Genomic DNA, 22,392 nt, shown 5'->3' with positions numbered 1-22,392 from the left:
TCTACTCCTCCCCAATCAATATTGCATTGTCTTTGATGTCTGTTGGAATATTTAAATCCAACATTTTTGCTGTTTTTAGATTTATAGCTAGTTCGGTATTTTTAAGTGTTGAAATGGGCATATCTTCAGGGGACTCTCCTTCTAATACCTTCACTGCTATTAGGCCAGTTTCAAATCCTAATTTGTAGTAATCTATTCCTTCAGTTGCCAATGCCCCTGCTTCAACATGGGCCTTTTCTGCCCCTATAACAGGGATGTTTTTCTCAGTACATCTATCTACAATTAATGGCATAGATGATGCTACAGTATTGTCAGTAGGAGTATATAATACATCTATATCGTTAGTAATAGAATCTAAGGATTGACTAATCTCATTTACATTGGTTACTCCCGATGTGATTATATTTAATCCTAAATCTGCTGCTATTTTTTTAACTTTTTCTACTTGGATTTCTGAATTAGTTTCACTTGTATTGTATATAATCCCAATATTTTTGGCATTTGGAAACAGTTCTTGGATAAGCTTAAATTGCTTATCTGCTGGAGTAGCATCGCTGGTACCAAATACATTAGTATTGGATTTATCCCAAGATTTTACTAAACCTGCTTCTACAGGATCTGTAACGGCAGTAATAGCTATTGGAATATCCTTGGTTACATTATAAGCTGCTTGAGCTGTAGGGGTAGCTATAGCTAAAATTAAATCTTTTTTAGAAGATACAAAATCATTGGCTATAGTTTGAGCCGTGGGCATATCCCCTTGGGCATTTTGATAATCCACTTCGAGATTTTCTCCATCTTTAAATCCTTTGGAATCTAAAGCGGCAATAAAACCCTCTCTAGCAGCATCCAGAGCAGGATGTTCAACAATTTGAGAAATACCTATGGAAACTTTCTGATCATCATTTGAATTAGATGAAGAGTTTTGATTTTCAGCTGTTTTATCATCAGAACAGCCTATTAAAAGAATTGAAAAAATTGACAAGATAGAAATTAGAATAGCAAATCTTTTTTTCACTACCATACTACCATCCTCCTAAAAAATATTTTTATATTTATAATAGTTTAAAAAAACAAAAAACTCTCCCATAGGAGAGTGTTATACAAAAATTATAAAGAACTCCCTACCATGCTACCATTCTACGTATTACCTACTATACTACACTACATAATCTACGAATTCTTACAACGCTTCAAATTTATATTTGAGTGTGATTATATATTATATAAATATATATGTCAAGAATAAATATTGTTAAAATTCTGGGAATATTACTTTATTATGGGTATAGACCTATGTCCCAATCCTATGGCAACTTCATCTAAGTGAAGAAGTCCTATACTTAGAAATATACATACACTTATATGTTCTCCACTTCGAGCAATACCTATCTTGCCTCCAACACTAAAGCCATGGGCCTTGTCTCCCACTTGCATGATAGCTTCTCTAGTAGCACCTACCACTGCCCCTTCATGTATATGGGATTCTTCAATAAGCCCACATCTTTTGGAAGAGACTATTGCCCTCTCTATAATTTTAGGTATTGATGCAATGAGATCTCCACCTATATCTACTGCTGTTGCAATCATTCCCTTGGATTTATATTCTTTTATGAGTCTTTCCTCTTCAGCTCTAGAGGATATAGCCATGTTTACAGATGCTTTACCCACATCGGTACTTTTAAAATTCATAAAAAGGCCTCCTAATTTATTTTAAATTTTAAACTTATCTTGTAAATAGTTTATTATATATGGCAAAAAAAATAAAGAGTATATAAATATCAAGTTTGAATAAAAGGAGAGAATTATAAAATTAATGAATAAATAAATAAATAACTTGCATTGGAAAATATTAAAAATATTTTTGAGTTCAATCGATATAATGCATAAAAACGTTTAAAAATAAAGGATTTCATATTAAAATTAAGGATGGATAAATTGTTAATAAAAAGTAATTCAAAAATTAAATTATGAAAGTTATTGACAAACACATTTCAAAAAATGTATAATTGTATACAAAGATGCAAAGAAGAAATTTTGTTAAGGGAGGAATTGGTGTGGAAAGGAAAATTAGATTGGTAGATACTACGCTTAGAGATGGAGAACAAACTGCTGGAGTTGTTTTTGCTAATGAAGAAAAAATTTATATAGCTAAACTTTTAGATGAAGTTGGGGTTGAACAGATAGAGGCAGGTATACCTGTCATGGGTGGAGATGAAAAGGAAGTTATAAGGAAAATAGTTAAAAGCAATTTAAAGGCAAGTATTATGGGTTGGAATAGAGCCGTTATTAGAGATATACAAGCGTCCATAGATTGTGGTGTAGATGCAGTTGCCATATCTATATCCACATCAGATATCCATATAAAACATAAATTGAAATCTACTAGGGCAGAGGTCTTGGAGGATATGACCAATGCTGTTTATTATGCTAAGAAAAATGGAATGTACGTCTCAGTGAATGCCGAAGATAGTTCTAGAACTGAACGACCATTCTTGTTGAAATTTGCAAAATTGGCAAAGGAAGCTGGAGCTGACAGGGTGAGATTTTGCGATACAGTGGGTATAATGAATCCTATAGATACCTATGACATTGTTAAATATATAAAGGATAATGTAGGTATAGATGTGGAAATGCATACCCATAACGATTTAGGTATGGCGACAGCAAATGCTATAGCGGGAGTTATGGCAGGGGCTAATTATGTTGGCGTTACAGTGAATGGATTGGGAGAAAGGGCAGGAAATGCTGCATTGGAAGAGGCTGCAATGGCATTGAAGAGTTCCTTGAATATAGATAATGGATATAATATAAATAAGCTCAAACCCCTATGTGAATATGTTTCTATAGCCTCTGGTAGAGACATTTCACCATGGAAGACTATAGTGGGCAAGAATATATTCTCACATGAATCAGGCATACATGCTGATGGAGCCCTTAAAAATCCATTGACATATGAAATATTTAATCCTGATGAATTGGGATTGGAAAGAAAGATTGTTATAGGAAAACACTCAGGAACTGCTGCAATTAAGAATAAATTATCTCAAAATGATATAAATATAGATAATTTTACTGCATCAAGGGTATTGGAAAAGGTTAGACATACTTCTGTATCTTTGAAGAGGGCTTTAACTGATAAAGAATTATTAAATATATATGAAGAATATCTTTTAGAAAATGGATTAGACATGAAACAGGCTTAAAGGGAGAGGATACTATGGGAAAAAATTTGACATATAAGATACTTGAAAGACATATAGTTTCAGGACAACTAAAAAAGGGAGAAGAAATAGGGATAAAAATAGACCAAACATTGACCCAAGATTCCACAGGAACCATGGTATATTTACAATTAGAGGCAATGGATATAAAGGATATAAAGACTGATTTATCTGTTGCATATATAGATCATAATACATTGCAGACAGGATTCGAAAATGCTGATGACCATGAATTTATAAAGAGTGCTGCTGCTAAATATGGAATTGTTTTTTCTAAGCCTGGTAATGGTATATGTCACCAATTACATTTAGAGAACTTTGGGAAACCAGGGGGTACATTGATAGGCTCGGATAGCCATACCCCCACAAATGGAGGCCTTGGTATGTTGTCTATTGGAGCTGGTGGGTTAGATGTGGCAGTTGCAATGGCTACAGGGAAATATTGGCTTAAGATGCCAGAGGTTTTAAATGTAAATCTTAACGGAAATCTTAAACCATGGGTTTCTGCAAAAGATATTATATTGTATATACTAGATAAATTAACAGTAAAAGGTGGGGTAGGAAAGGTTATAGAATATTCAGGTGATGGGATTAAGTACTTATCAGTAACAGATAGGGCCACTATAACCAATATGGGCGCTGAATTAGGTGCTACTACATCCATATTTCCTAGTGACAATGAAACATATGAATATCTAAGGTCTCAAAATAGAGAAGGAGATTGGATTGAATTAAAGGCAGATGAAGATGCAGTTTATGATGATGTGATAGATATAGATTTAGGAGATATAGTACCATTAGTAGCTAAACCCCATAGTCCTGATAATGTAGATACAATAGAGAATATAAAGGGGCTAAAGGTAGATCAGGTAGCTATAGGTAGCTGCACTAACTCATCATATACAGACTTAATGAAGGTTGCCAATATACTGAAAGGCAAAAAAGTTCATCCAGATGTAAGTCTCAGTATATCGCCTGGATCAAGTAAAATACTAAATATGCTAGCAGAAAATGGAGCTTTAGCCCATATGATTTCAGCTGGTGCAAGGGTATTGGAATGTGCATGTGGTCCATGTATAGGTATGGGGCAAGCACCTAAGAATGATGCCATATCTTTGAGAACTTTTAATAGGAATTTCTATGGAAGAAGCGGAACTAAGAGTGCCCATGTATATTTGGTAAGTCCAGAAGTGGCAGCTATATCAGCCATAAAGGGTTATGCTGAAGACCCAAGGGTATTGGGAGAGGCAATAGACATAGATGTACCCGAGGTATTTAAAGAAAATAATAATTTATTCATATATCCTTCAGAAAAAAGAGATGGCTTAAAGGTCAAAATGGGTCCAAATATTAAACCATTTCCTATAAATAAGAAATTGAAGGATTGTATAGAGGGTAAAGTGGTGTTGAAGGTAGATGATGACATAACTACAGATCATATAATGCCATCTAATGCCAGTTTGCTACCATATAGATCAAATATTCCCCATCTTTCTAAATATGCATTTAGCACTATAGATGATGAATTTTGGAAGAGATGTGAAGAAAATAATGGTGGGTTTATAGTTGGAGGAGAAAATTATGGTCAAGGCTCAAGCAGAGAACATGCTGCTTTAGTACCATTATATCTTGGAATAAAGGCTATTTTAGCTAAATCCTTTGCTAGAATTCATAAGGCGAATTTGATCAATGCAGGTATAATACCTTTGGAGTTCATAAATAAAGAGGATTATGAAAACATAGGTTTTGATGATGATATATATATATATAAGTTGAGAGATTTGTTGATTGAAAACAATGAAATTGAAGTTATAAATAAGACCAAAGATATAGTAATAAAGTGTCGTTTTGCAGGTTCAAAGAGAGATGTTGATATCCTTATGGCAGGTGGATATTTAAATTGGGTTAAAAAGAATTTTGGAGGAATTGACAATGACTAGAGTTACATTAATACCTGGAGATGGAATAGGACCAGAGGTTGCCTTCGCTGCCAAAGAGGTGGTGGATGCCACTGGTGTAAAGATAGAGTGGGATATAGTAAATGCTGGAGCTGACACATATAAAAAAACAGGTAGTTTTATACCTAAGACTCTGTTGGAGAGTATATCTAAAAATAGAGTAGTATTAAAGGGCCCCATAACTACTCCCATAGGAAAGGGATTCAAAAGTATAAATGTAACATTGAGACAAAAGTTTGATACCTATGCTAATATAAGGCCATTAAAATCTATGCCTGGAACCAAAGGGCGGTTTGATAATGTAGATTTAGTAGTCTTTAGGGAAAATACTGAAGGGTTATATGCAGGTATAGAGCATAAGATAAATGAAGATGTAACAGAGGCCATAAAGGTCATAACGAAAAAGGGTTCTATAAGGATTGTGGAAGAGGCATTTAAATATGCAAAGGAACAGAATAGAAAAAAGGTGACAGCGGTGCATAAAGCTAATATAATGAAGATTACCGATGGTCTATTCTTAGATTGTGCTAAATCTGTAGCTAAAAAATATCCGGATATAGAATATGAAGAGAAGATAGTAGACAATATGTGTATGCAATTGGTTATGTATCCCGAAAAATATGATATATTAGTTATGCCTAATTTATATGGTGATATATTGTCTGATTTAGCTTCTGGTCTAGTAGGGGGATTGGGATTAGTGCCAGGGGCAAATATAGGATCGGATATAGGTATATTTGAAGCGGTACATGGAAGTGCCCCTGATATTGCTGGTAAGTCGTTGGCCAATCCAATAGCATGTATAATGTCTTCTGCTATGATGTTGGACTATATTGATGAAAAACAAGCTGCAAATAGGATTAGAAAGGCTGTATGGACTGTACTGGAAGAAGGGAAATGGAAGACTAAAGATTTAGGAGGAAATGCAACTACTGAGGAAATTACCAATGCAATATGTAAGAAGCCTTAATAGATGATTTTGCTATCTTTAAGGGACTATACTCATTGACTAAAAAAATATTATAGGGTAGAATGGCATTACAGAGATATTATAGTATGGAGGAAATTCGATGACTAAAGATATTTATATAGATAAAGATGGTATGAGTTCCTTAACTTCTAGGATATTCAATATATTACGAGATGAAATATTAGAAGGCAAATATGTGGAAGGTCAAAAACTTGTGGAAAGCAAATTAGCCAGCAAGTTGGGAGTTAGCAGGACGCCAGTTAGAGAGGGTTTAAAACAGTTGGAACTAGAAGGTCTTGTGGAAAGTATACCTAATAAAGGTGTGATTGTAAAGGGGATTACTACTCAAGATATAAATGATATATTAAATATTAGATTAGCTATAGAAGATTTGGCAGTTGAATGGGCTATGGAGAGAATGAATGATGAAGAGTTGGTCCAATTAAAGGAAATTTATGATTTAATGGAGTTTTACACTGCTAAGGATGATGTGGATAAGATATTGGACTTAAATACTCAGTTTCATGAAGTTATATATAAGGCTACCAAGAGTAGATATCTAGATAATATGCTTAGAGACTTTCAGCAGTATATAAAGGTCATAAGGGAAAAATCTATTAGAACTCCTGGGAGGTTGGAGACTGCACTGGAGGAACACAGAATTATAGTAGAATCTTTTGTGGAGAAGGATGTGCAAAAGGGAAAATCTGCATTGAAGAAGCATATAACTACCTTAAGAAATAATAGTTTAAATAGAATTAGGGATATATACGAGTAACTCGTATATATCCTTTTTTACTGTTAGCATCTATAGCCACCAAAGCCACATCCAAAAAGGATTACTAATAACAAGAAGAAAAATAATAAACTGGAATCATCTCCATAGCAGCCAAGGATTCCACCTTTACCATCAGCCATGAGATTCACCTCCTTAATGAAAATTTTTAAGTAATATTTGTTAATGGGATACTACATTATATGAAGAGCATAATTATTTGTGATAGTATTGGATAAATATATTCCACAAGTGATAAAATATTTATAATAGAAATCAGTTCATTTCTTGATAGGGATGAGAATCTATTATATAATATATCTTTGAAAAGAGAAAATTGGAGGGAATACGAATGTCTGATATAAGAGTGAGGTTTGCCCCTAGTCCTACAGGGTATTTACATATCGGAGGATTGAGAACTGCTTTATATAATTATTTATTCGCTAAAAAAAATAATGGTAAATTTGTGTTGAGAATTGAAGATACAGATAGAACTAGATATGTTGAAGGGGCTATTGAGAATCTAATAAATGCATTGGAATGGTCAGGGATACAACATGATGAAGGCGTAGTTACGAAAGACAGTAAAATAACACAAATAGGAGAATATGGACCATATATACAGTCAGAGAGGTTACAGATATATAAGAAATATATAGATGAACTTATTGAAAGTGGTCATGCATATTATTGTTTTTGTACCAAGGAAAGATTAGATGAAGTTAGGGAATACCAAAAGGCACAAGGTAAGATACCAAGATATGATGGATACTGTAGAAGTATAGATATAGATGAAGCTAAGAAAAGGATAGCTAACGGTGAAGAGTATACAGTACGATTAAAATTACCCCATAGCAGAGATATAGAATTTCAAGATTTAGTAAGGGGTAAGGTTACTATAAATACCAGTGATATGGATGATCAGGTATTATTGAAATCTGATGGATTTCCCACATATCACTTTGCTGTGGTTGTTGATGATCATTTGATGAATATAACCCATATAGTTAGAGGAGAGGAATGGCTTCCTTCTACACCTAAACATGTATATCTGTATGAAGCATTTGGTTGGGATGCACCACAGTATGTACATCTTCCCACTGTATTAAACAAAGATAAGAAAAAATTAAGTAAAAGACAGGGCGATGTGTCGGTAGAAGATTTCAGAAAGAGGGGATACCTACCTGAGGCATTAGTGAACTATTTGGCCCTTGTTGGATGGAGTCCTGAATCTAATAAGGAAATATTTAGTATGGATGAATTGATAGATGAGTTTTCATTTGAAAGAGTTTCTAAGACTGGTGGAGTATTTGATAAAGATAAGCTAAACTGGATAAATGGACAATATATAAGAAAAAGTGATTTAGATAGGATAACTAGATTATGTATACCATATCTTTTAGAATCAGGATATATAGATGAATCCCATGTAAAGGAACAGTACGATTGGATAAAAACTATGGTGTCTACAGTACAAGAAAGCCTATCTTATTTATCAGAGATACCAGAAAAAGTAAAGATATATTTTGAAGATGAAATACACCCTGAAGATCAAAAGGCAGAGGATATATTAAAAAATGAAGGAGTACAGTCATTGTTCGATGCCTTCAAGGAAGAATTAGATAGTATTGAGTCTATTGATCATGAATTCGCTAAAACCATATTTAAAAAAATCCAAAAGAAAACAGGAATAAAGGGAAAAAATCTTTATATGCCTATAAGAGTAATGTTGACTGGACAGGTACATGGACCAGAGATGGTTAATATAATACTAGTATTAGGTAAAGATAAGATACTTAATAGAATAAAGTATGTAGAAGAAAATTTACTGTAAAAAAATTGATTTAATTATTATATTGTGTTACAATTTAAAAAAGCATATATAAAGGTTATGATAAGGTAGAGTAGGTTGGATAAACTTTACAGAGAGGAATCTTTATCAGCTGAGAGAGATTTCGGGTCAATGTCTTACTGAAGTGCACCTTTGAACTGGTACTTGAATTATAGTAGGGTATTCCGGTGGGGTGACCATCGTTATATAAAATGAGTGGGGTATAAATTTGTACCTAATTAGAGTGGAACCGCGGGATAAAACCGTCTCTTTGTATTACAAAGAGACGGTTTTTTTATTTTATATAAGAAAGGGTTGAAAGTATTGTGTTTAAAGAGATGAAAGAAGATATAGAAGCTATCTTTGAAAGAGATCCTGCTGCCAGAGGATTGCTAGAAGTGCTGGTATGTTATCCAGGTCTACATGCTATCATAATGCATAGAATAGCCCACTGGTTTTATAATAGAAAACTATTTTTTATAGCTAGAGTTGTATCTCAAATATCTAGATTTTTCACAGGGATTGAAATACATCCTGGAGCTAAAATAGGGAAGGGTCTATTTATAGATCATGGAATGGGAATAGTTATTGGAGAAACAACAGAGATAGGAGATAATGTAACAATATACCAAGGAGCAACATTGGGAGGTACAGGAAAGGAAAAGGGAAAAAGACATCCTACTATAGGGAACAATGTAGTTATAAGTTCAGGTGCTAAAGTATTAGGACCATTCAAGGTAGGAGATAATTCCAAGATAGGGGCAGGTGCTGTTGTATTGAAGGAGGTACCGCCAGATTGTACAGTTGTAGGCATTCCTGGAAGAATAGTAGTAAGGGGAGATAAGAAAGTAATTTCAATGCATAAAGAAGTAGATTTGGATCAAGTATCTTTACCTGATCCCATAGCCCAAGAGCTTAAATGTTTGCAAAAAAGAATAATAAGTATGGAAAAAACTATTTATGATGGAAGGAGAGATTTAAAGAATGAGAGTGTATAATACATTGACAAGAAAGAAAGAGGAATTTAATCCCATTGACCCCAAAAGAGTTACTATATATGTTTGTGGTCCTACAGTGTATAACTATATACATGTGGGCAATGCTAGACCTATGGTTGTATTTGATGTCCTTAGAAGGTATCTAAAGTATAGGGGGCATGGAGTGGAGTATGTAGTTAATTTTACTGATGTAGATGATAAAATAATAAATAAAGCAAATGAAAAAAGCATTACATCGAAAGAAGTGGCAGAAAAGTTTATTAATGAATATTTAATAGATTCAAAGGGATTATTAATTGATGAACCTGATACAAAGCATCCCAAAGCTACAGAGCATATAGATGATATAGTTAATTTTGTAAAAACATTGATAGATAAAGGATATGCCTATGCTGTAGATGGAAATGTATATTTTGATATAAATAAGATTGAGAATTATGGTAAATTGTCTAAAAAGAATATAGAAGAATTAATGTCTGGAGCCAGAATAGAAGTAAACAGTGATAAGAAAAATCCTATGGATTTTGTATTGTGGAAAAAAGAAAAGCCTGGAGAGCCTTCATGGGATAGTCCATGGGGAAAGGGCAGACCTGGTTGGCATATAGAATGCTCTGTTATGGCTAGAAAATATTTAGGAGATACTATAGATATTCATGCTGGTGGTCATGATTTAGAGTTTCCGCATCATGAAAATGAAATAGCTCAGAGTGAAAGTTTAACTGGGAAACCATTTGCCAACTACTGGATGCACAATGCAATGATAAACGTTGAAAATCAAAAGATGTCTAAATCTAAAATGAATTTTTTCACTGTAAGGGATATTGGCAAAGAATTTGATTTAGAGGTGTTGAGGTATTTCATATTATCATCCCACTATAGGAGCCCAATAAACTTTAGCAAGGATATTTTAGAGCAATATAAAAATGGATTGGATAGATTATACAATGGAAAAAATAATCTGGAATATCTTTTAGATATATGTAGTGAAAATGGAGAGGTACCTGGTGATTATAAAGAAGAATTACAGAAATTTAAAGATAAATTTATAAACAGCATGGAAGATGATTTGAATACAGCTGATGCATTGGCAGCCATATTTGAGTTAGTAAAATATGCAAATTCTACTCTGGATGATAAGACTGATAAAGCAGTAGTAAAAAATATATATGATTTATTGATAGAGCTTACTGGAGTATTGGGATTATTGGTAAAAAAAGACGAGATATTGGATGAAGAGATATTAGAGTTGATAGAAAAAAGGAATACAGCAAGAAAAGAAAAGGATTATAAATTGGCAGATGAGATAAGAGATCATCTAAAGGAAAAGGGAATAGTCTTGGAAGATACTCCTCAAGGAGTAAAATGGAAGAGGATTTAAATATGTGTAGTGAAAAGAATATTAAACGAACTTGGGAGAGTAGAGAAGCTAAGATGCTTTCTCCTTTACAATTGGCATATATTGGAGATGCTGTATACGAAGTATTAATTAGAACGTATCTAATAGAAAATATGAATGTGTCAGTAAAGGAATTACATGTGGAGGCTATAAAGTTTGTAAAGGCTAAGGCTCAAGCGGATATAATTCACAGTTTAGAAGACTATTTGACAGAAGAAGAATGGAGTATAGTAAAGAGGGGAAGAAATGCCAAGTCCAACACTGTTCCTAAAAATGCAAATATATCTGATTATAGATATGCCACAGGGTTTGAGGCATTAATAGGGTATTTGTATCTGATAGATAATAAAGAACGCATATATGAATTGTTTGAAAGGATAATATCAAGGTAGAAATGTAGATAACTAACCTCTGTATTAAAGGTAAAATATTAATAAAATAGAACGTTCATGCAATGAAGTGTTGTAGGTAAGGGACTCAATTTAGATGGATTTTTCAAATTCATCTAAATTGAGTCTTAGTTTGTACTAATTTATCGTATATTAATTGTTTTGGAGGTAAAGAGTGAAAAAACATAATAAACTACTTACTATATTTGTTTTAATTTTCATAATTATAGCTTTTTTTATTACCCTATTTATTGAGATAGTTTATGATACAAGCTTAGTAGATTATTTTAAGAGTTCTAAACCTTTAACTAAGGAAGAAAAGGATTGGCTTAAAAATCATGGCAATATAATTTATTGTGCCGATCAGAATGCACCACCATTGAGATACGTAGATGAGCAAGATGGACAATACAAAGGCATAGTAATAGACTATATAAATGCCCTTTCCATTGAGTTAGGTACAGAAATAGAGATTAAACCAATGGTGTGGGAAAACGCTCTCTCAAGTCTGGCCAAGGGTGAAACAGATATCTGTGACATGTTTAAAAGTCAAAATAGACAGAAAAAATACTTGTTTTCAGAGCCTATTTTATATAATTTGAGGGGAGTTATCTTAACATCAGATTCACACAATGATATAAATACATATGATGATTTGCAAGGGGGAAGAGTTGCTGCTCCCAAAGGCGAATATGCTGTTGAGTACTTACAGTCCAAAGTAGATGATATAGATTATCATTTTACTAAAGATATATATAATGCTATTTTACTTTTAGAAGAGGGAAAGGTAGATGCAGTTATAGGAGATGAGTCTGTTATAAGTTATTTTATATCCAATATGGATTTATCTTCTGAAATGTTGATAATAGATCCTCCCATGTATGTGAGGCAATGTGTTTTTGGAGTCCCTAAGGACAACCCTATTTTGTTAAAGATATTAAATAAGGGTATCTTTAATCTAAGAAAGAAAAGAATTACAGAAAAAATACAGCAAAAGTGGTTTGGTATATCTGACCAGCTTTCTGAGCCTAAAAAAAGGATTGGGACCCAGTTCATAATAATAATTCTTATTATTGTTGTTATATATGCAGTAATAACATATTTGTTCTATTCTTGGAATATGACATTGAAAAAAGAGGTCAAGAAGAGGACAGAAGAGTTATATATGAGTAAAAAGGATCTTCAAACCACATTTGATGCACTAACCCATTATATGGTTCTAGTTGATAAAGATAAAAAGATAGTTAATACAAATAAGGTCTTTTGTGAATTGGTGAATAGAAATAAAGAAGATATAATTGGTGTTGAATTTGTAAAGTTAAATGAGAGATTTAAAAAACAAAATATAAAAGATATCATAGATGATACTTTTAGATATAAAAAAGAGCAAAAAAGTGAATTTGAACATGAAGATAGAATATATGATGTAGCCACATTTCCATTAAAAGATAATGAGAAAAATATTATAAAGGTTCTATTGATGATTAAAGATATAACTGAAAATAGGATTGGTGAGAAACAACTATTGCAGACTAATAAAATGGTTGCTATAGGACAATTGGCAGCAGGTGTGGCCCATGAAATAAGAAATCCCTTAGGATTAATTAGGAATTATATCTATGTGTTGAAGATGAAACTTAATATGGATGACACAAATATAAAAAAAGCCATAGAAAAAATAGAAACTTCGGTCAATAGGGCGAGTAATATCATAAATAATTTGTTGAATTTTTCTAGAATATCAGGAAATAGAAAAGAATCAATCAATATTAAGAGATTTATAAAAAATGTATTAGAATTGGAACGAAAGATAATGGAGAAAAATAAAATTGAATTTCGATTACGATGTGAAGATATGATAGTAAATATAAATCAAGAATCACTAAAGCATATAATAATAAATTTAGTAACTAATGCAATAGATGCCATGCCTCAAGGGGGAAAATTAGATGTAAAATGTGAAAAAACAAAGGATAATCTCTATATATGGTGTAGAGACACAGGTATAGGAATTGAAAAGAAAGATTTGGATAATATATTTAATCCCTTTTTTACAACGAAGGGAGTTGGAAAAGGGACGGGGTTAGGTCTTTATATATTATACACTGAAGTTGAAAAATTTGGAGGTGATATACAGGTTTTCAGTGAGGTGCTAAAGGGTACTACATTTAAAGTACATTTACCATTGAAGGAGTGATTCCCTGTGACAAATAATTATAATTTCAAAATACTTATTGTAGATGATGAGGTAGAGTACCAAGAGGTTTTAAAAATAATATTAGAAGAAAAGGGATATAATGTAGAAGTTGCAAGCTCTGGCAAAGAGGCATTAAAGATATTACATAAAGAGAGCTTTAATCTGGTATTGACAGATCTGATTATGGATAATATGAATGGTATGGAGTTACTTGAAGAAGTTAAAAAGCAGAATTTAGACATTGAGGTTATACTAGTTACTGGATATGGGACTATAGAGAATGCAGTAGATGCTATGAAAAAGGGTGCCTATAGCTATTTTGTAAAGGGTCATTCTCCTGAGGAACTGCTATTAGAAATTGAAAAGGTAAAAAAGCTTACAAAACTTAAAAGTGATAATGAATTTTATAAGAAAAAGGAAATCTGTTCAAATGCATTACTGGAAAGCAATAGTAAAAGAGTAAATAGGATATTGGAGATATGTGAAAAGGTGGCGAGGAGCAATGTAAATGTACTCATAATAGGAGAGTCTGGAGTTGGTAAGGAGGTATTGGCAAAATACATTCATATGTGTAGTGATAGAAAAAAGGAACGTTTTGTACCTGTGAATTGTCAAGCATTATCAGAAAATTTATTGGAATCAGAACTGTTTGGACATGAAAAAGGTGCATTTACTGGGGCTTTAGAAAAAAGAATAGGTAGATTTGAGGAAGCCAATGGGGGTACGCTGTTTTTAGATGAAATAGGAGAAATACCCATAGGTACACAGACTAAATTATTAAGGGCTATTGAGACCAAAAGTATAGAACGAGTAGGAAACAATAAGAATATTAAAATTGATATAAAACTTATCTGTGCAACCAATAGAAATATCCATCAAGAAATAGAAAGGGGAAAATTTAGAACAGATTTATTTTATAGAATAAATACTATACTGTTAGAATTACCTCCTTTAAGGGAAAGAACAGAAGATTTACATATGTTTATAAAGTTTTTCATAGATAAATGTAGTAGAGAGATGAAAAAGAAGATAAATAAAATAGAAAATGGAGTAATAGACTTTTTATTAAATTATGATTATCCTGGAAATATTAGAGAGTTGAAAAATATTATAGAGAGACTTGTAGTATTATCTGATAGAGGTATTATAAAGGCCAAAGATCTTCCTGATTATAATTATGGTAAAAAATATTGTGAACAAGATAATATCAAATCATTGAAGGATATAAGAAAAGAAGCTGAATTAGAATATATAAAGGTAGTCTTAAATCGATGCAAGGGTAATTTGACAAATACAGCTAAATACTTAGATATTAGTAGAAGGCAACTATATAATAAATTAGTAGAATATAATTTGAATTAATAAGAATGGGAAATAGATTTCATGAATTTGTGAAATTTATTTCCCATTCTTATTTTGATATCTATGTAAAGGATCAATGGTATGGATGGAATAAGTGGATATTTCACAAAGTTCTGTAAATAAGCCTTATTTTGGTACAGTTATTGCTTATTTATATTATTGTAATGCATATTAATTAGTACAAATACAATGATGAGGAGGAATGTATATGGATGACAAGAAGAAAATTGACTTAATAGGTGGTGGCTGGATGTCTTTTATGCCATTTGGTGTGTTTATTTTTGTAGCAATATACATATCAGTATTGAAGGCTCCAGATGTTAGAGGTATGTGGGTAGGTGCTGTAAGTGGTATTATGCTTACATTCTTTTTTGCGAAGGATAAACAAAAATATGCAGATACTGTAATTGAAGGTATGGCGGATAAGACAGCAATAATACCAGTGGCATGTTGGATCTTTGCAGGTGTATTTGCATCTGTATTAAGGGCATCAGGTCTAGTGGAAGGAATAATATGGGCTGCGTATCATATTGGGGCAAAGGGTGCTTTCTTTGTAATAATAACATTTTTAGCAAGTGCACTATTTGCTACAGCTGCAGGAACAGGATTTGGAACCATAGTGGCAGGTATGGCCGTATTATATCCCGCTGGAGTGCTTCTGGGAGCCAATCCTTTAGTGTTGACAGGTGCAATAGTAAGTGGGGGAATATTTGGTGATAATTTGGCACCATTATCAGACACCACAATATGTTCTGCAGCAAGTCAAGGGACAGATGTTGGTGGTGTTGTTAAATCGAGATTGCAGTATTCTATAGTGGCAGGAATAATTTCCATAATCATTTTTGCTGTATTTGGGTCAGGAAATACTACACATCAAGTGCCTTATGAAACACTGTTACAATATATGAATCCCAAGGGATTAATTATGTTAATACCAGCTTTTTTGACAATATTTATAGCTATTAAAGGTGGCCATATAATATCTGCTACTACTGTAGGGACTGTTGTTGCTGCCATATTGGGACAGATATTTGGATTAAACAATATAAAAAATTTATTGTATGTAGAAGATGGAGTAGCAAAGGGATTACTGCTTGATGGTATTGCAGGTATGGCTGATATATGTATATTGGCACTATTGATATTGGCATGTGTCAATATTATGGAAAAGGGAGGAGGCGATAAGACATTAATAGATTTTGCTAATAAGTTTGTAAAAACTCCAAGGGGTGTTGAGATTTCTATGAGTATATTGGTTATTGCTATGTCCTGTGTTATGGGATTGAATGCACCACCTATTTTGGCGTTGGGCACATTCTATGCTAGACCTCTTGGAGAAAAATATAAAATACACCCATATAGAAGGGCAAATATATTGGATGCCACATCATGTACCATAGCCTATGCCCTGCCATGGACCCCATCTTTGTTACTTACTAAGTCATTGGCAGAAAAAGCCAGTGAACAATTTGGAAGTTTGATACCAGTATTTGAAACAACAGAGATTTCTCCATGGATTGCATATGCGTGGGTTATGCTAGGAGTTATGACTTTTGCAATTATTAGTGGATGGGGTAGGAGATTTGTTGGCTCCAATGGAGAACCTGTAAAAAAATTAGAAAAGGAGATGGCTTAAATGAACAAAGCTAAAAGAGGAGATTGGGTTGAGATAGAGCAGATTTTATTAGAGGCAAATAAAAGAGCAGATAATTTGCCTGAAGAGACGAAAAAGGTCCCATTGATTCAATGGTTTAAAGGGTATCTATTAAATGATAGAGCTGAATTAAACGATGAAGTTGAAATAGAGACGCTTATAGGTAGGAAAGTAAAAGGAAAATTGTCAGAGATCAATCCTAAGCATGTTCATAATTTTGGTGAATCTATTAAAGAACTTATGGATGTGGGAATAGAATTGAGAAAAGAAATTGAAGAACTAAATTAATCTCTTAGTATCTGGGATAATAACATTTAATATATAAAGGAGATGTTACTGGTGAAAGATATGTCTTATAATGCTGTAATGGGAAGAAAAAATGAAATAATGAAGAAGGCAATTGGTGTGGATTATGATGTATTCAGTTATGGGAAATTAGGATTTGATTATGAGAAAATGATGAAAAAAGTGGGATATTCCATAGAAGAGGTTGAAAAGATTCAACGAGAAGGTAAAGTAGGAAATACACCTTTATACGAATTAAAAAATATTAATGCATTGGTAAAGAAATATGCATCTAAAGGTAAGGGGGCAAGAATATTCCTCAAAGATGAGGCTATGAATGCATCGGGGTCATTTAAAGCTAGAAGGGCAGCAGTATCTGTGTATCATGCTAAAAAGCATGGATATAAAGGCGTTATTGCAGCAACCAGTGGGAACTATGGCGCAGCAGTTGCTGCTCAAGCATTGCAGAGGGGACTTAAGTGTATAATCGTCCAAGAAGTTTATGATTCTAGAAAGGTTGGACAACCAGAGATACTTGAAAAAACTAGGAAATGTGAGGCTTATGGTGCTGAGGTTATTAGGTTATCTGTAGGTCCAGAATTATTTTATACATTGCTTTGTTTATTGGAAGAAACAGGATATTTCAATGCATCCTTATATACTCCCTTTGCCATAGCAGGAATAGAGACATTGGGATATGAAATAGCTAATCAAATGAAAGAAATAGAAGGAAGATATCCAGATGCAGTAATAGCAACAAATGCTGGAGGAGGAAACTTAGTTGGAACAGCTAGGGGATTAATAAAAGCAGGGGCTAAAGATACGAAGATAATAGGGGCATCGGTAGATCTGTCAGGATTACATATGGCATCAGATATAGATTTCAATAAGAAGTCCTTTACGACAGGTCATACTGGCTTTGCAATTCCCTTTGCCACTTGGCCAGATAGGACAGATGTTCCTAGAAATGCTGCTAGGGTATTGAGGTATATTGATAGATATGCTAAAGTGACACAAGGGGAGGTATTTTATGTAACTGAAGCTTTGGCCCAATTGGAAGGTTTAGAGAGGGGACCTGCAGGCAATACTTCGCTATCGGCTGCTATAGCTATAGCTAGAGAAATGGATGAAGATCAGATAGTAGTAGTTCAAGAAACTGAATATACAGGAGCAGGCAAGCATCCAAATCCTCAGTTAACCTTTGCTAGAGAAAATGGCATAGTTGTAAAAAGGGGAAAGCCAGTGGACAGTAAACCAGGTGAAAGTATAATGATACCTGAGACCTTTGAACAATTATCAGTAACTGATATAGATGTAGAAGAATTGAAATTTAACTTGATTAGAAATGCAATTGAAAAAAGTGGATTAAATTCCATAGGAGACGAAGATTTTAGCTTTTTAGTTGAAGATACAAATGCTACAGAGGAATTTGTCGAAAAAGCATTAAAAAAATTGAATGTAGTTTATCAATAATCTGAAAAAAGGCCTATGCCTTTTTTCTTGTTTTTTTGTATGCTATAATAACTAATAAAGAAAGTTAGAGATAGGAGAGTGGACTAGTGGAATTGAAATTAAAAGTAAAGTTATTAAGATATACACCAGAGCCTGAAAAATTAGTGGCTGCAGCTGCAAAACTTTGTTATTCAGCAGTAGGTATAGATGCTATAGAGGAAAAGTTAGACGACAAAGGCGTTGAGAGATTTATAAATATGCTGATGGGATTAGGTCATGAATCCCCAGTGGAACATGTGTCTTTTACCTTTGGAATAGAGGGAGTAAGTAGAGTTCTTACTCATCAACTAGTTAGACATAGAATAGGTGTTTCTTATTCTCAACAGTCTCAGAGATATGTAAAACTAGACCAATTTGAATATATAGTACCTCATGCCATAGCAAATCTGCCTGAGGCCAGAAATAAATTTATTGAGGCTATGGAAAAAGATCAAGAGTATTATAACCAATTAACAGAGATACTATATAAAGAACATGTCGATAATTTTATTAAAGAGGGAAAAAGTGATAGGGAAGCAAAAAGGATGGCAGAGAAAAAGGCAATAGAAGATGCTAGATATGTATTTCCCAATGCCTGTGAAACTAAAATTGTAGTAACAATGAATGCTAGGGCTTTATTCAATTTTTTTGCCCTTAGATGTTGCAATAGGGCTCAATGGGAAATAAGGGAATTAGCAATAGGTATGTTAAAAGAAGCGAAAAAAGTAGCTCCATCACTTTTTAAATATTGTGGTCCTAAATGTGTATGGGGAGAATGTCCTGAAGGGAATATGACTTGTGGAAAAATAGATGAGGTTAGAGAAAAATTTAAAGGCTTGTAGGGGATGAGGAGTGAAAAAATGAGTAATCAACAGTACATTGAAGGTAGAAATCCTGTATTAGAAGGAATAAAGGGACAAAGAGAAATAGAAAAGATATTGATAGCAGAAGGTGCTAATCAAGGTTCTATAAAGAAAATAAAGGGCATGGCTAAAGATAATAATATAATGATTCAGTATGTCCATAGAAATAAGCTAGATAGTTTATCGGAAACTGGAAACCATCAAGGGGTAATGGCACTAGTAACTTCTTATGAGTATAAAGATATAGAGGATATATTTGCATTGGCAGAAGAAAGAGATGAACATCCATTTGTGATAATTTTAGATGAAATAGAAGATCCACATAATTTGGGTTCCATAATAAGAACAGCGGAGTGTGCAGGTGCCCATGGAATAATAATTCCTAAAAGAAGGTCTGCTTCCGTTACTGCTGTAGTATCAAAGACCTCTGCAGGAGCAGTTGAATATATGCCAGTAGTAAAAGTATCTAATATAGCATATACAATGGATCAACTAAAAGATAAAGGACTATGGATCTATGGAGCAGATATGGATGGAAAAGAAGATTATTTTGATGTAGATATAAAAGGACCAGTAGGTATTGTTGTAGGTAATGAGGGAAAAGGGATAGGTAGATTGGTCAAGGAGAAATGTGATTTTTTGATTAAGATACCTATGAAGGGTAAAGTTACATCTTTGAATGCATCAGTTTCAGCATCTATTATTATGTATGAAGTATTAAGGCAGCGGAGTCTGAGGTAGATATGGCTAAAAGTAAAAAAGAGTATTTATTTGTAGATGGTTACAATATAATAAATGCTTGGAAGGAATTAAAGGATATTAGTACTATAAGCCTTGAAGTGGCGAGAAACAGGCTGATAGAAATAATGGCGGAGTATCAAGCATATACTAATATTCGAGTAATAATAGTATTTGATGCGCATCTTGTGAAGGGAAGTATAGAGAAGAAAGAAAAGATATATGAGATTGAAGTAGTTTATACAAAAGAAAATGAAACAGCAGATGGATATATAGAGAAGGTTTTAGATTCTATTGGAAGGCATAAAAAAGTGAGAGTGGCAACATCAGATTGGGCAGAACAACAAATAGTATTAGGGAGAGGTGGGACTAGGGTTTCCGCTAGAGAGCTTAAAATTGAAATTGAAAATATAAAGGCTTATATAGAACGAAAATCTAAGACGAAAAAGAAGGAAGAAGAAATAAAAAATAAATTAATGAACAGACTAGATAAAGATATAATAAAAAAACTAGAAAAAATTAGAAAAAACTAGAAGAAATGTGTGATTTTCTTGACTATGCCGTTTCTATTAATATATAATATACTTATCTGGTAGCTTTAATGTAGAGCTCTAGACTTTGAAGATTCAATGGAGGCGATGCTTGTGGGGTTAACTATACATAAAAAGCTTTCTGAGATTTATATAAACGATTACCATCTTATGACAGATGAAGAAATAGTTGGAGATGCTAGGGGTGGAGATAATGAGGCTCTTGAGTATTTAATAAGAAAGTACAAAAATTTTGTCAGGGCTAAAGCTAGATCCTATTTTCTTATAGGGGCAGATAAAGAAGATATAATACAAGAAGGTATGATTGGTCTTTATAAAGCTATAAGAGATTACAAAGATGATAAATTGGCATCCTTTAGAGCCTTTGCAGAATTATGTATAACTCGTCAAATCATAACTGCTATAAAGACAGCTACTAGGCAGAAACATATTCCGTTGAATTCTTATGTATCTTTGAACAAGCCCATATATGATGAAGAATCTGATAGAACTCTTATGGATGTATTATCTGGGGTTAAAATTACTGACCCAGAGGAACTGTTAATAAGTCAGGAAGAATTGAAAAATATAGAGAGCAAAATAGGTGAGATATTAAGTGATTTAGAATGGGAAGTATTGATGTCTTATCTACAGGGCAAATCATATCAAGAGATTGCTGTGGATTTAGACAGGCATGTAAAATCCATAGATAATGCCCTTCAAAGGGTAAAAAGAAAATTAGAAAGATATTTAGAAGTAAAGGATAAGTAGAATCTATTGACAATACTTTTTTAAAATAGTAAAATAAATATCAGTGAAAAAGTGATGCCCATGTAGCTCAGCAGGTAGAGCACTTGCATGGTAAGCAAGAGGTCACCAGTTCAAGTCTGGTCATGGGCTCCACTTTACATATAGATATAAAAAGAAACACCTGGATAAGTTTTCTTATCTATATTACTTAGATAATACTATAGGACATAAATGAAATTGACATATATGAGTATCGAATCTTTGGATTATTAATGCGACTAAAGGTTATGCTTTGTATGGAAAGGGATATGTTTATTTAAAATATATCTTGAATGATTATGGGAGCCGAGAGGTTTCTTTAAAAAAGAAAAAGTTTGGGAAAATGAAGGAGGAAAAGAATAATGGGAAAAGCTAAGTTTGAAAGAACAAAGCCACATATTAACATTGGAACAATAGGACACGTAGACCATGGAAAGACAACATTGACAGCAGCAATAACATATGTATTAAACAAGAGAAAAGGAACAGGATCAGCAGTAGCGTTTGATAATATAGATAAGGCACCAGAAGAAAGAGAAAGAGGAATAACAATATCAACAGCACATGTTGAGTATGAGACAGACAATAGACACTATGCCCATGTGGACTGCCCAGGCCATGCTGACTATGTAAAGAACATGATAACAGGAGCAGCACAAATGGATGGAGCGATACTAGTAGTATCAGCAGCAGACGGACCAATGCCACAAACAAGAGAGCATATATTGTTATCAAGACAGGTAGGGGTACCACAAATAATAGTATTCTTAAACAAAGCAGATATGGTAGATGACGAAGAACTAATAGAATTAGTAGAAATGGAAGTAAGAGAATTATTATCAGAATATGAATTTGATGGAGACGAAACACCAATAGTAGTAGGATCAGCATTAAAGGCATTAGAAGAGCCAGACGGAGAATGGGGAGAAAAGATACTAGAAT

20 protein-coding genes, 1 tRNA gene and 1 other annotated feature are annotated in these 22,392 nt (G+C 33.3%); of the genes, 19 read left to right on the top strand and 2 right to left on the bottom strand.

The window, feature by feature from the left end; genetic code table 11:
* Position 1: 1 nt before the first annotated feature.
* Together Q326_RS0108245 and Q326_RS0108240 are read right to left on the bottom strand one after the other, a co-directional pair.
* Positions 2–1,024, bottom strand: a complete 1,023-nt coding sequence (locus Q326_RS0108245; RefSeq protein ID WP_026894952.1) for an ABC transporter substrate-binding protein — start codon at positions 1,022–1,024, stop codon at positions 2–4.
* 248 nt (positions 1,025–1,272) lie between these two features.
* Positions 1,273–1,692 carry a HutP family protein gene (locus Q326_RS0108240; protein ID WP_026894951.1) on the bottom strand — a complete coding sequence of 140 codons (420 nt, stop codon included), beginning with the start codon at positions 1,690–1,692 and terminating at the stop codon, positions 1,273–1,275.
* A gap of 365 nt (positions 1,693–2,057) precedes the next feature.
* Here Q326_RS0108240 and nifV point away from each other — a divergent pair, with 365 nt between their 5' ends.
* From nifV to Q326_RS0108140, 19 genes are all read left to right on the top strand, one after another.
* Positions 2,058–3,206, top strand: a complete 1,149-nt coding sequence (nifV, locus tag Q326_RS0108235; protein WP_026894950.1) for a homocitrate synthase — start codon at positions 2,058–2,060, stop codon at positions 3,204–3,206.
* Between the two features lie 14 nt (positions 3,207–3,220).
* Positions 3,221–5,164, top strand: coding sequence for an aconitate hydratase (locus Q326_RS0108230; protein ID WP_026894949.1), 1,944 nt, complete (start codon positions 3,221–3,223; stop codon positions 5,162–5,164).
* Positions 5,157–6,152 (top strand): isocitrate/isopropylmalate dehydrogenase family protein, encoded by a 996-nt coding sequence (locus tag Q326_RS0108225; RefSeq protein ID WP_026894948.1) that lies wholly within the window; start codon positions 5,157–5,159, stop codon positions 6,150–6,152. Before Q326_RS0108230 ends, Q326_RS0108225 begins: the two co-directional genes overlap by 8 nt.
* A gap of 100 nt (positions 6,153–6,252) precedes the next feature.
* Positions 6,253–6,930: a GntR family transcriptional regulator gene (locus Q326_RS0108220; RefSeq protein ID WP_026894947.1), complete on the top strand. Its 678-nt coding sequence runs from the start codon at positions 6,253–6,255 to the stop codon at positions 6,928–6,930.
* 349 nt (positions 6,931–7,279) lie between these two features.
* Positions 7,280–8,761, top strand: coding sequence for a glutamate--tRNA ligase (gltX, locus tag Q326_RS0108210; RefSeq protein WP_026894946.1), 1,482 nt, complete (start codon positions 7,280–7,282; stop codon positions 8,759–8,761).
* Positions 8,762–8,809: 48 nt separating this feature from the next.
* Positions 8,810–9,032 (top strand) — a binding site (T-box leader).
* 52 nt (positions 9,033–9,084) lie between these two features.
* The gene (gene epsC / locus Q326_RS0108205) at positions 9,085–9,756 is read left to right on the top strand and encodes a serine O-acetyltransferase EpsC (protein WP_026894945.1); all 672 of its coding nucleotides are present in this window, start codon (positions 9,085–9,087) and stop codon (positions 9,754–9,756) included.
* Complete coding sequence (gene cysS / locus Q326_RS0108200) at positions 9,743–11,134, top strand: cysteine--tRNA ligase (protein ID WP_026894944.1); 1,392 nt, start codon at positions 9,743–9,745, stop codon at positions 11,132–11,134. The genes epsC and cysS overlap by 14 nt, the downstream gene beginning before the upstream one ends.
* Positions 11,135–11,136: 2 nt before the next feature.
* Positions 11,137–11,544, top strand: coding sequence for a Mini-ribonuclease 3 (locus Q326_RS0108195; RefSeq protein ID WP_156936277.1), 408 nt, complete (start codon positions 11,137–11,139; stop codon positions 11,542–11,544).
* Between the two features lie 172 nt (positions 11,545–11,716).
* Complete coding sequence (locus Q326_RS0108190) at positions 11,717–13,738, top strand: transporter substrate-binding domain-containing protein (RefSeq protein ID WP_026894942.1); 2,022 nt, start codon at positions 11,717–11,719, stop codon at positions 13,736–13,738.
* 6 nt (positions 13,739–13,744) lie between these two features.
* On the top strand, positions 13,745–15,100 hold the full coding sequence (locus Q326_RS0108185) for a sigma-54-dependent transcriptional regulator (protein WP_026894941.1): 1,356 nt from the start codon (positions 13,745–13,747) through the stop codon (positions 15,098–15,100).
* Between the two features lie 208 nt (positions 15,101–15,308).
* Entirely contained in the window at positions 15,309–16,736 is a 1,428-nt protein-coding gene (locus tag Q326_RS0108180; RefSeq protein WP_026894940.1) for a Na+/H+ antiporter NhaC family protein, read from the top strand.
* On the top strand, positions 16,737–17,042 hold the full coding sequence (ortA, locus tag Q326_RS0108175; RefSeq protein WP_026894939.1) for a 2-amino-4-oxopentanoate thiolase subunit OrtA: 306 nt from the start codon (positions 16,737–16,739) through the stop codon (positions 17,040–17,042).
* Between the two features lie 42 nt (positions 17,043–17,084).
* Entirely contained in the window at positions 17,085–18,512 is a 1,428-nt protein-coding gene (gene ortB, locus Q326_RS0108170) for a 2-amino-4-oxopentanoate thiolase subunit OrtB (protein WP_205687663.1), read from the top strand.
* 86 nt (positions 18,513–18,598) lie between these two features.
* Positions 18,599–19,372, top strand: coding sequence for an FAD-dependent thymidylate synthase (thyX, locus tag Q326_RS0108165; protein ID WP_026894937.1), 774 nt, complete (start codon positions 18,599–18,601; stop codon positions 19,370–19,372).
* 18 nt (positions 19,373–19,390) lie between these two features.
* Entirely contained in the window at positions 19,391–20,134 is a 744-nt protein-coding gene (gene rlmB, locus Q326_RS0108160; protein WP_026894936.1) for a 23S rRNA (guanosine(2251)-2'-O)-methyltransferase RlmB, read from the top strand.
* A gap of 2 nt (positions 20,135–20,136) precedes the next feature.
* Positions 20,137–20,664, top strand: coding sequence for an NYN domain-containing protein (locus Q326_RS0108155; RefSeq protein ID WP_026894935.1), 528 nt, complete (start codon positions 20,137–20,139; stop codon positions 20,662–20,664).
* 111 nt (positions 20,665–20,775) lie between these two features.
* On the top strand, positions 20,776–21,432 hold the full coding sequence (gene sigH / locus Q326_RS0108150) for an RNA polymerase sporulation sigma factor SigH (RefSeq protein ID WP_250160326.1): 657 nt from the start codon (positions 20,776–20,778) through the stop codon (positions 21,430–21,432).
* Positions 21,433–21,488: 56 nt separating this feature from the next.
* Positions 21,489–21,564: transfer RNA gene (locus tag Q326_RS0108145), tRNA-Thr, on the top strand.
* A gap of 248 nt (positions 21,565–21,812) precedes the next feature.
* The coding region (locus Q326_RS0108140) for a GTP-binding protein (RefSeq protein ID WP_026894933.1) at positions 21,813–22,392 on the top strand (580 nt) is incomplete at its 3' end.

Origin of the sequence: Clostridiisalibacter paucivorans DSM 22131 (assembly GCF_000620125.1) — a bacterium.
In the GTDB taxonomy this organism is placed as follows: domain Bacteria; phylum Bacillota; class Clostridia; order Tissierellales; family Clostridiisalibacteraceae; genus Clostridiisalibacter; species Clostridiisalibacter paucivorans.
This window is presented reverse-complemented; position numbering and strand designations above follow the sequence as displayed.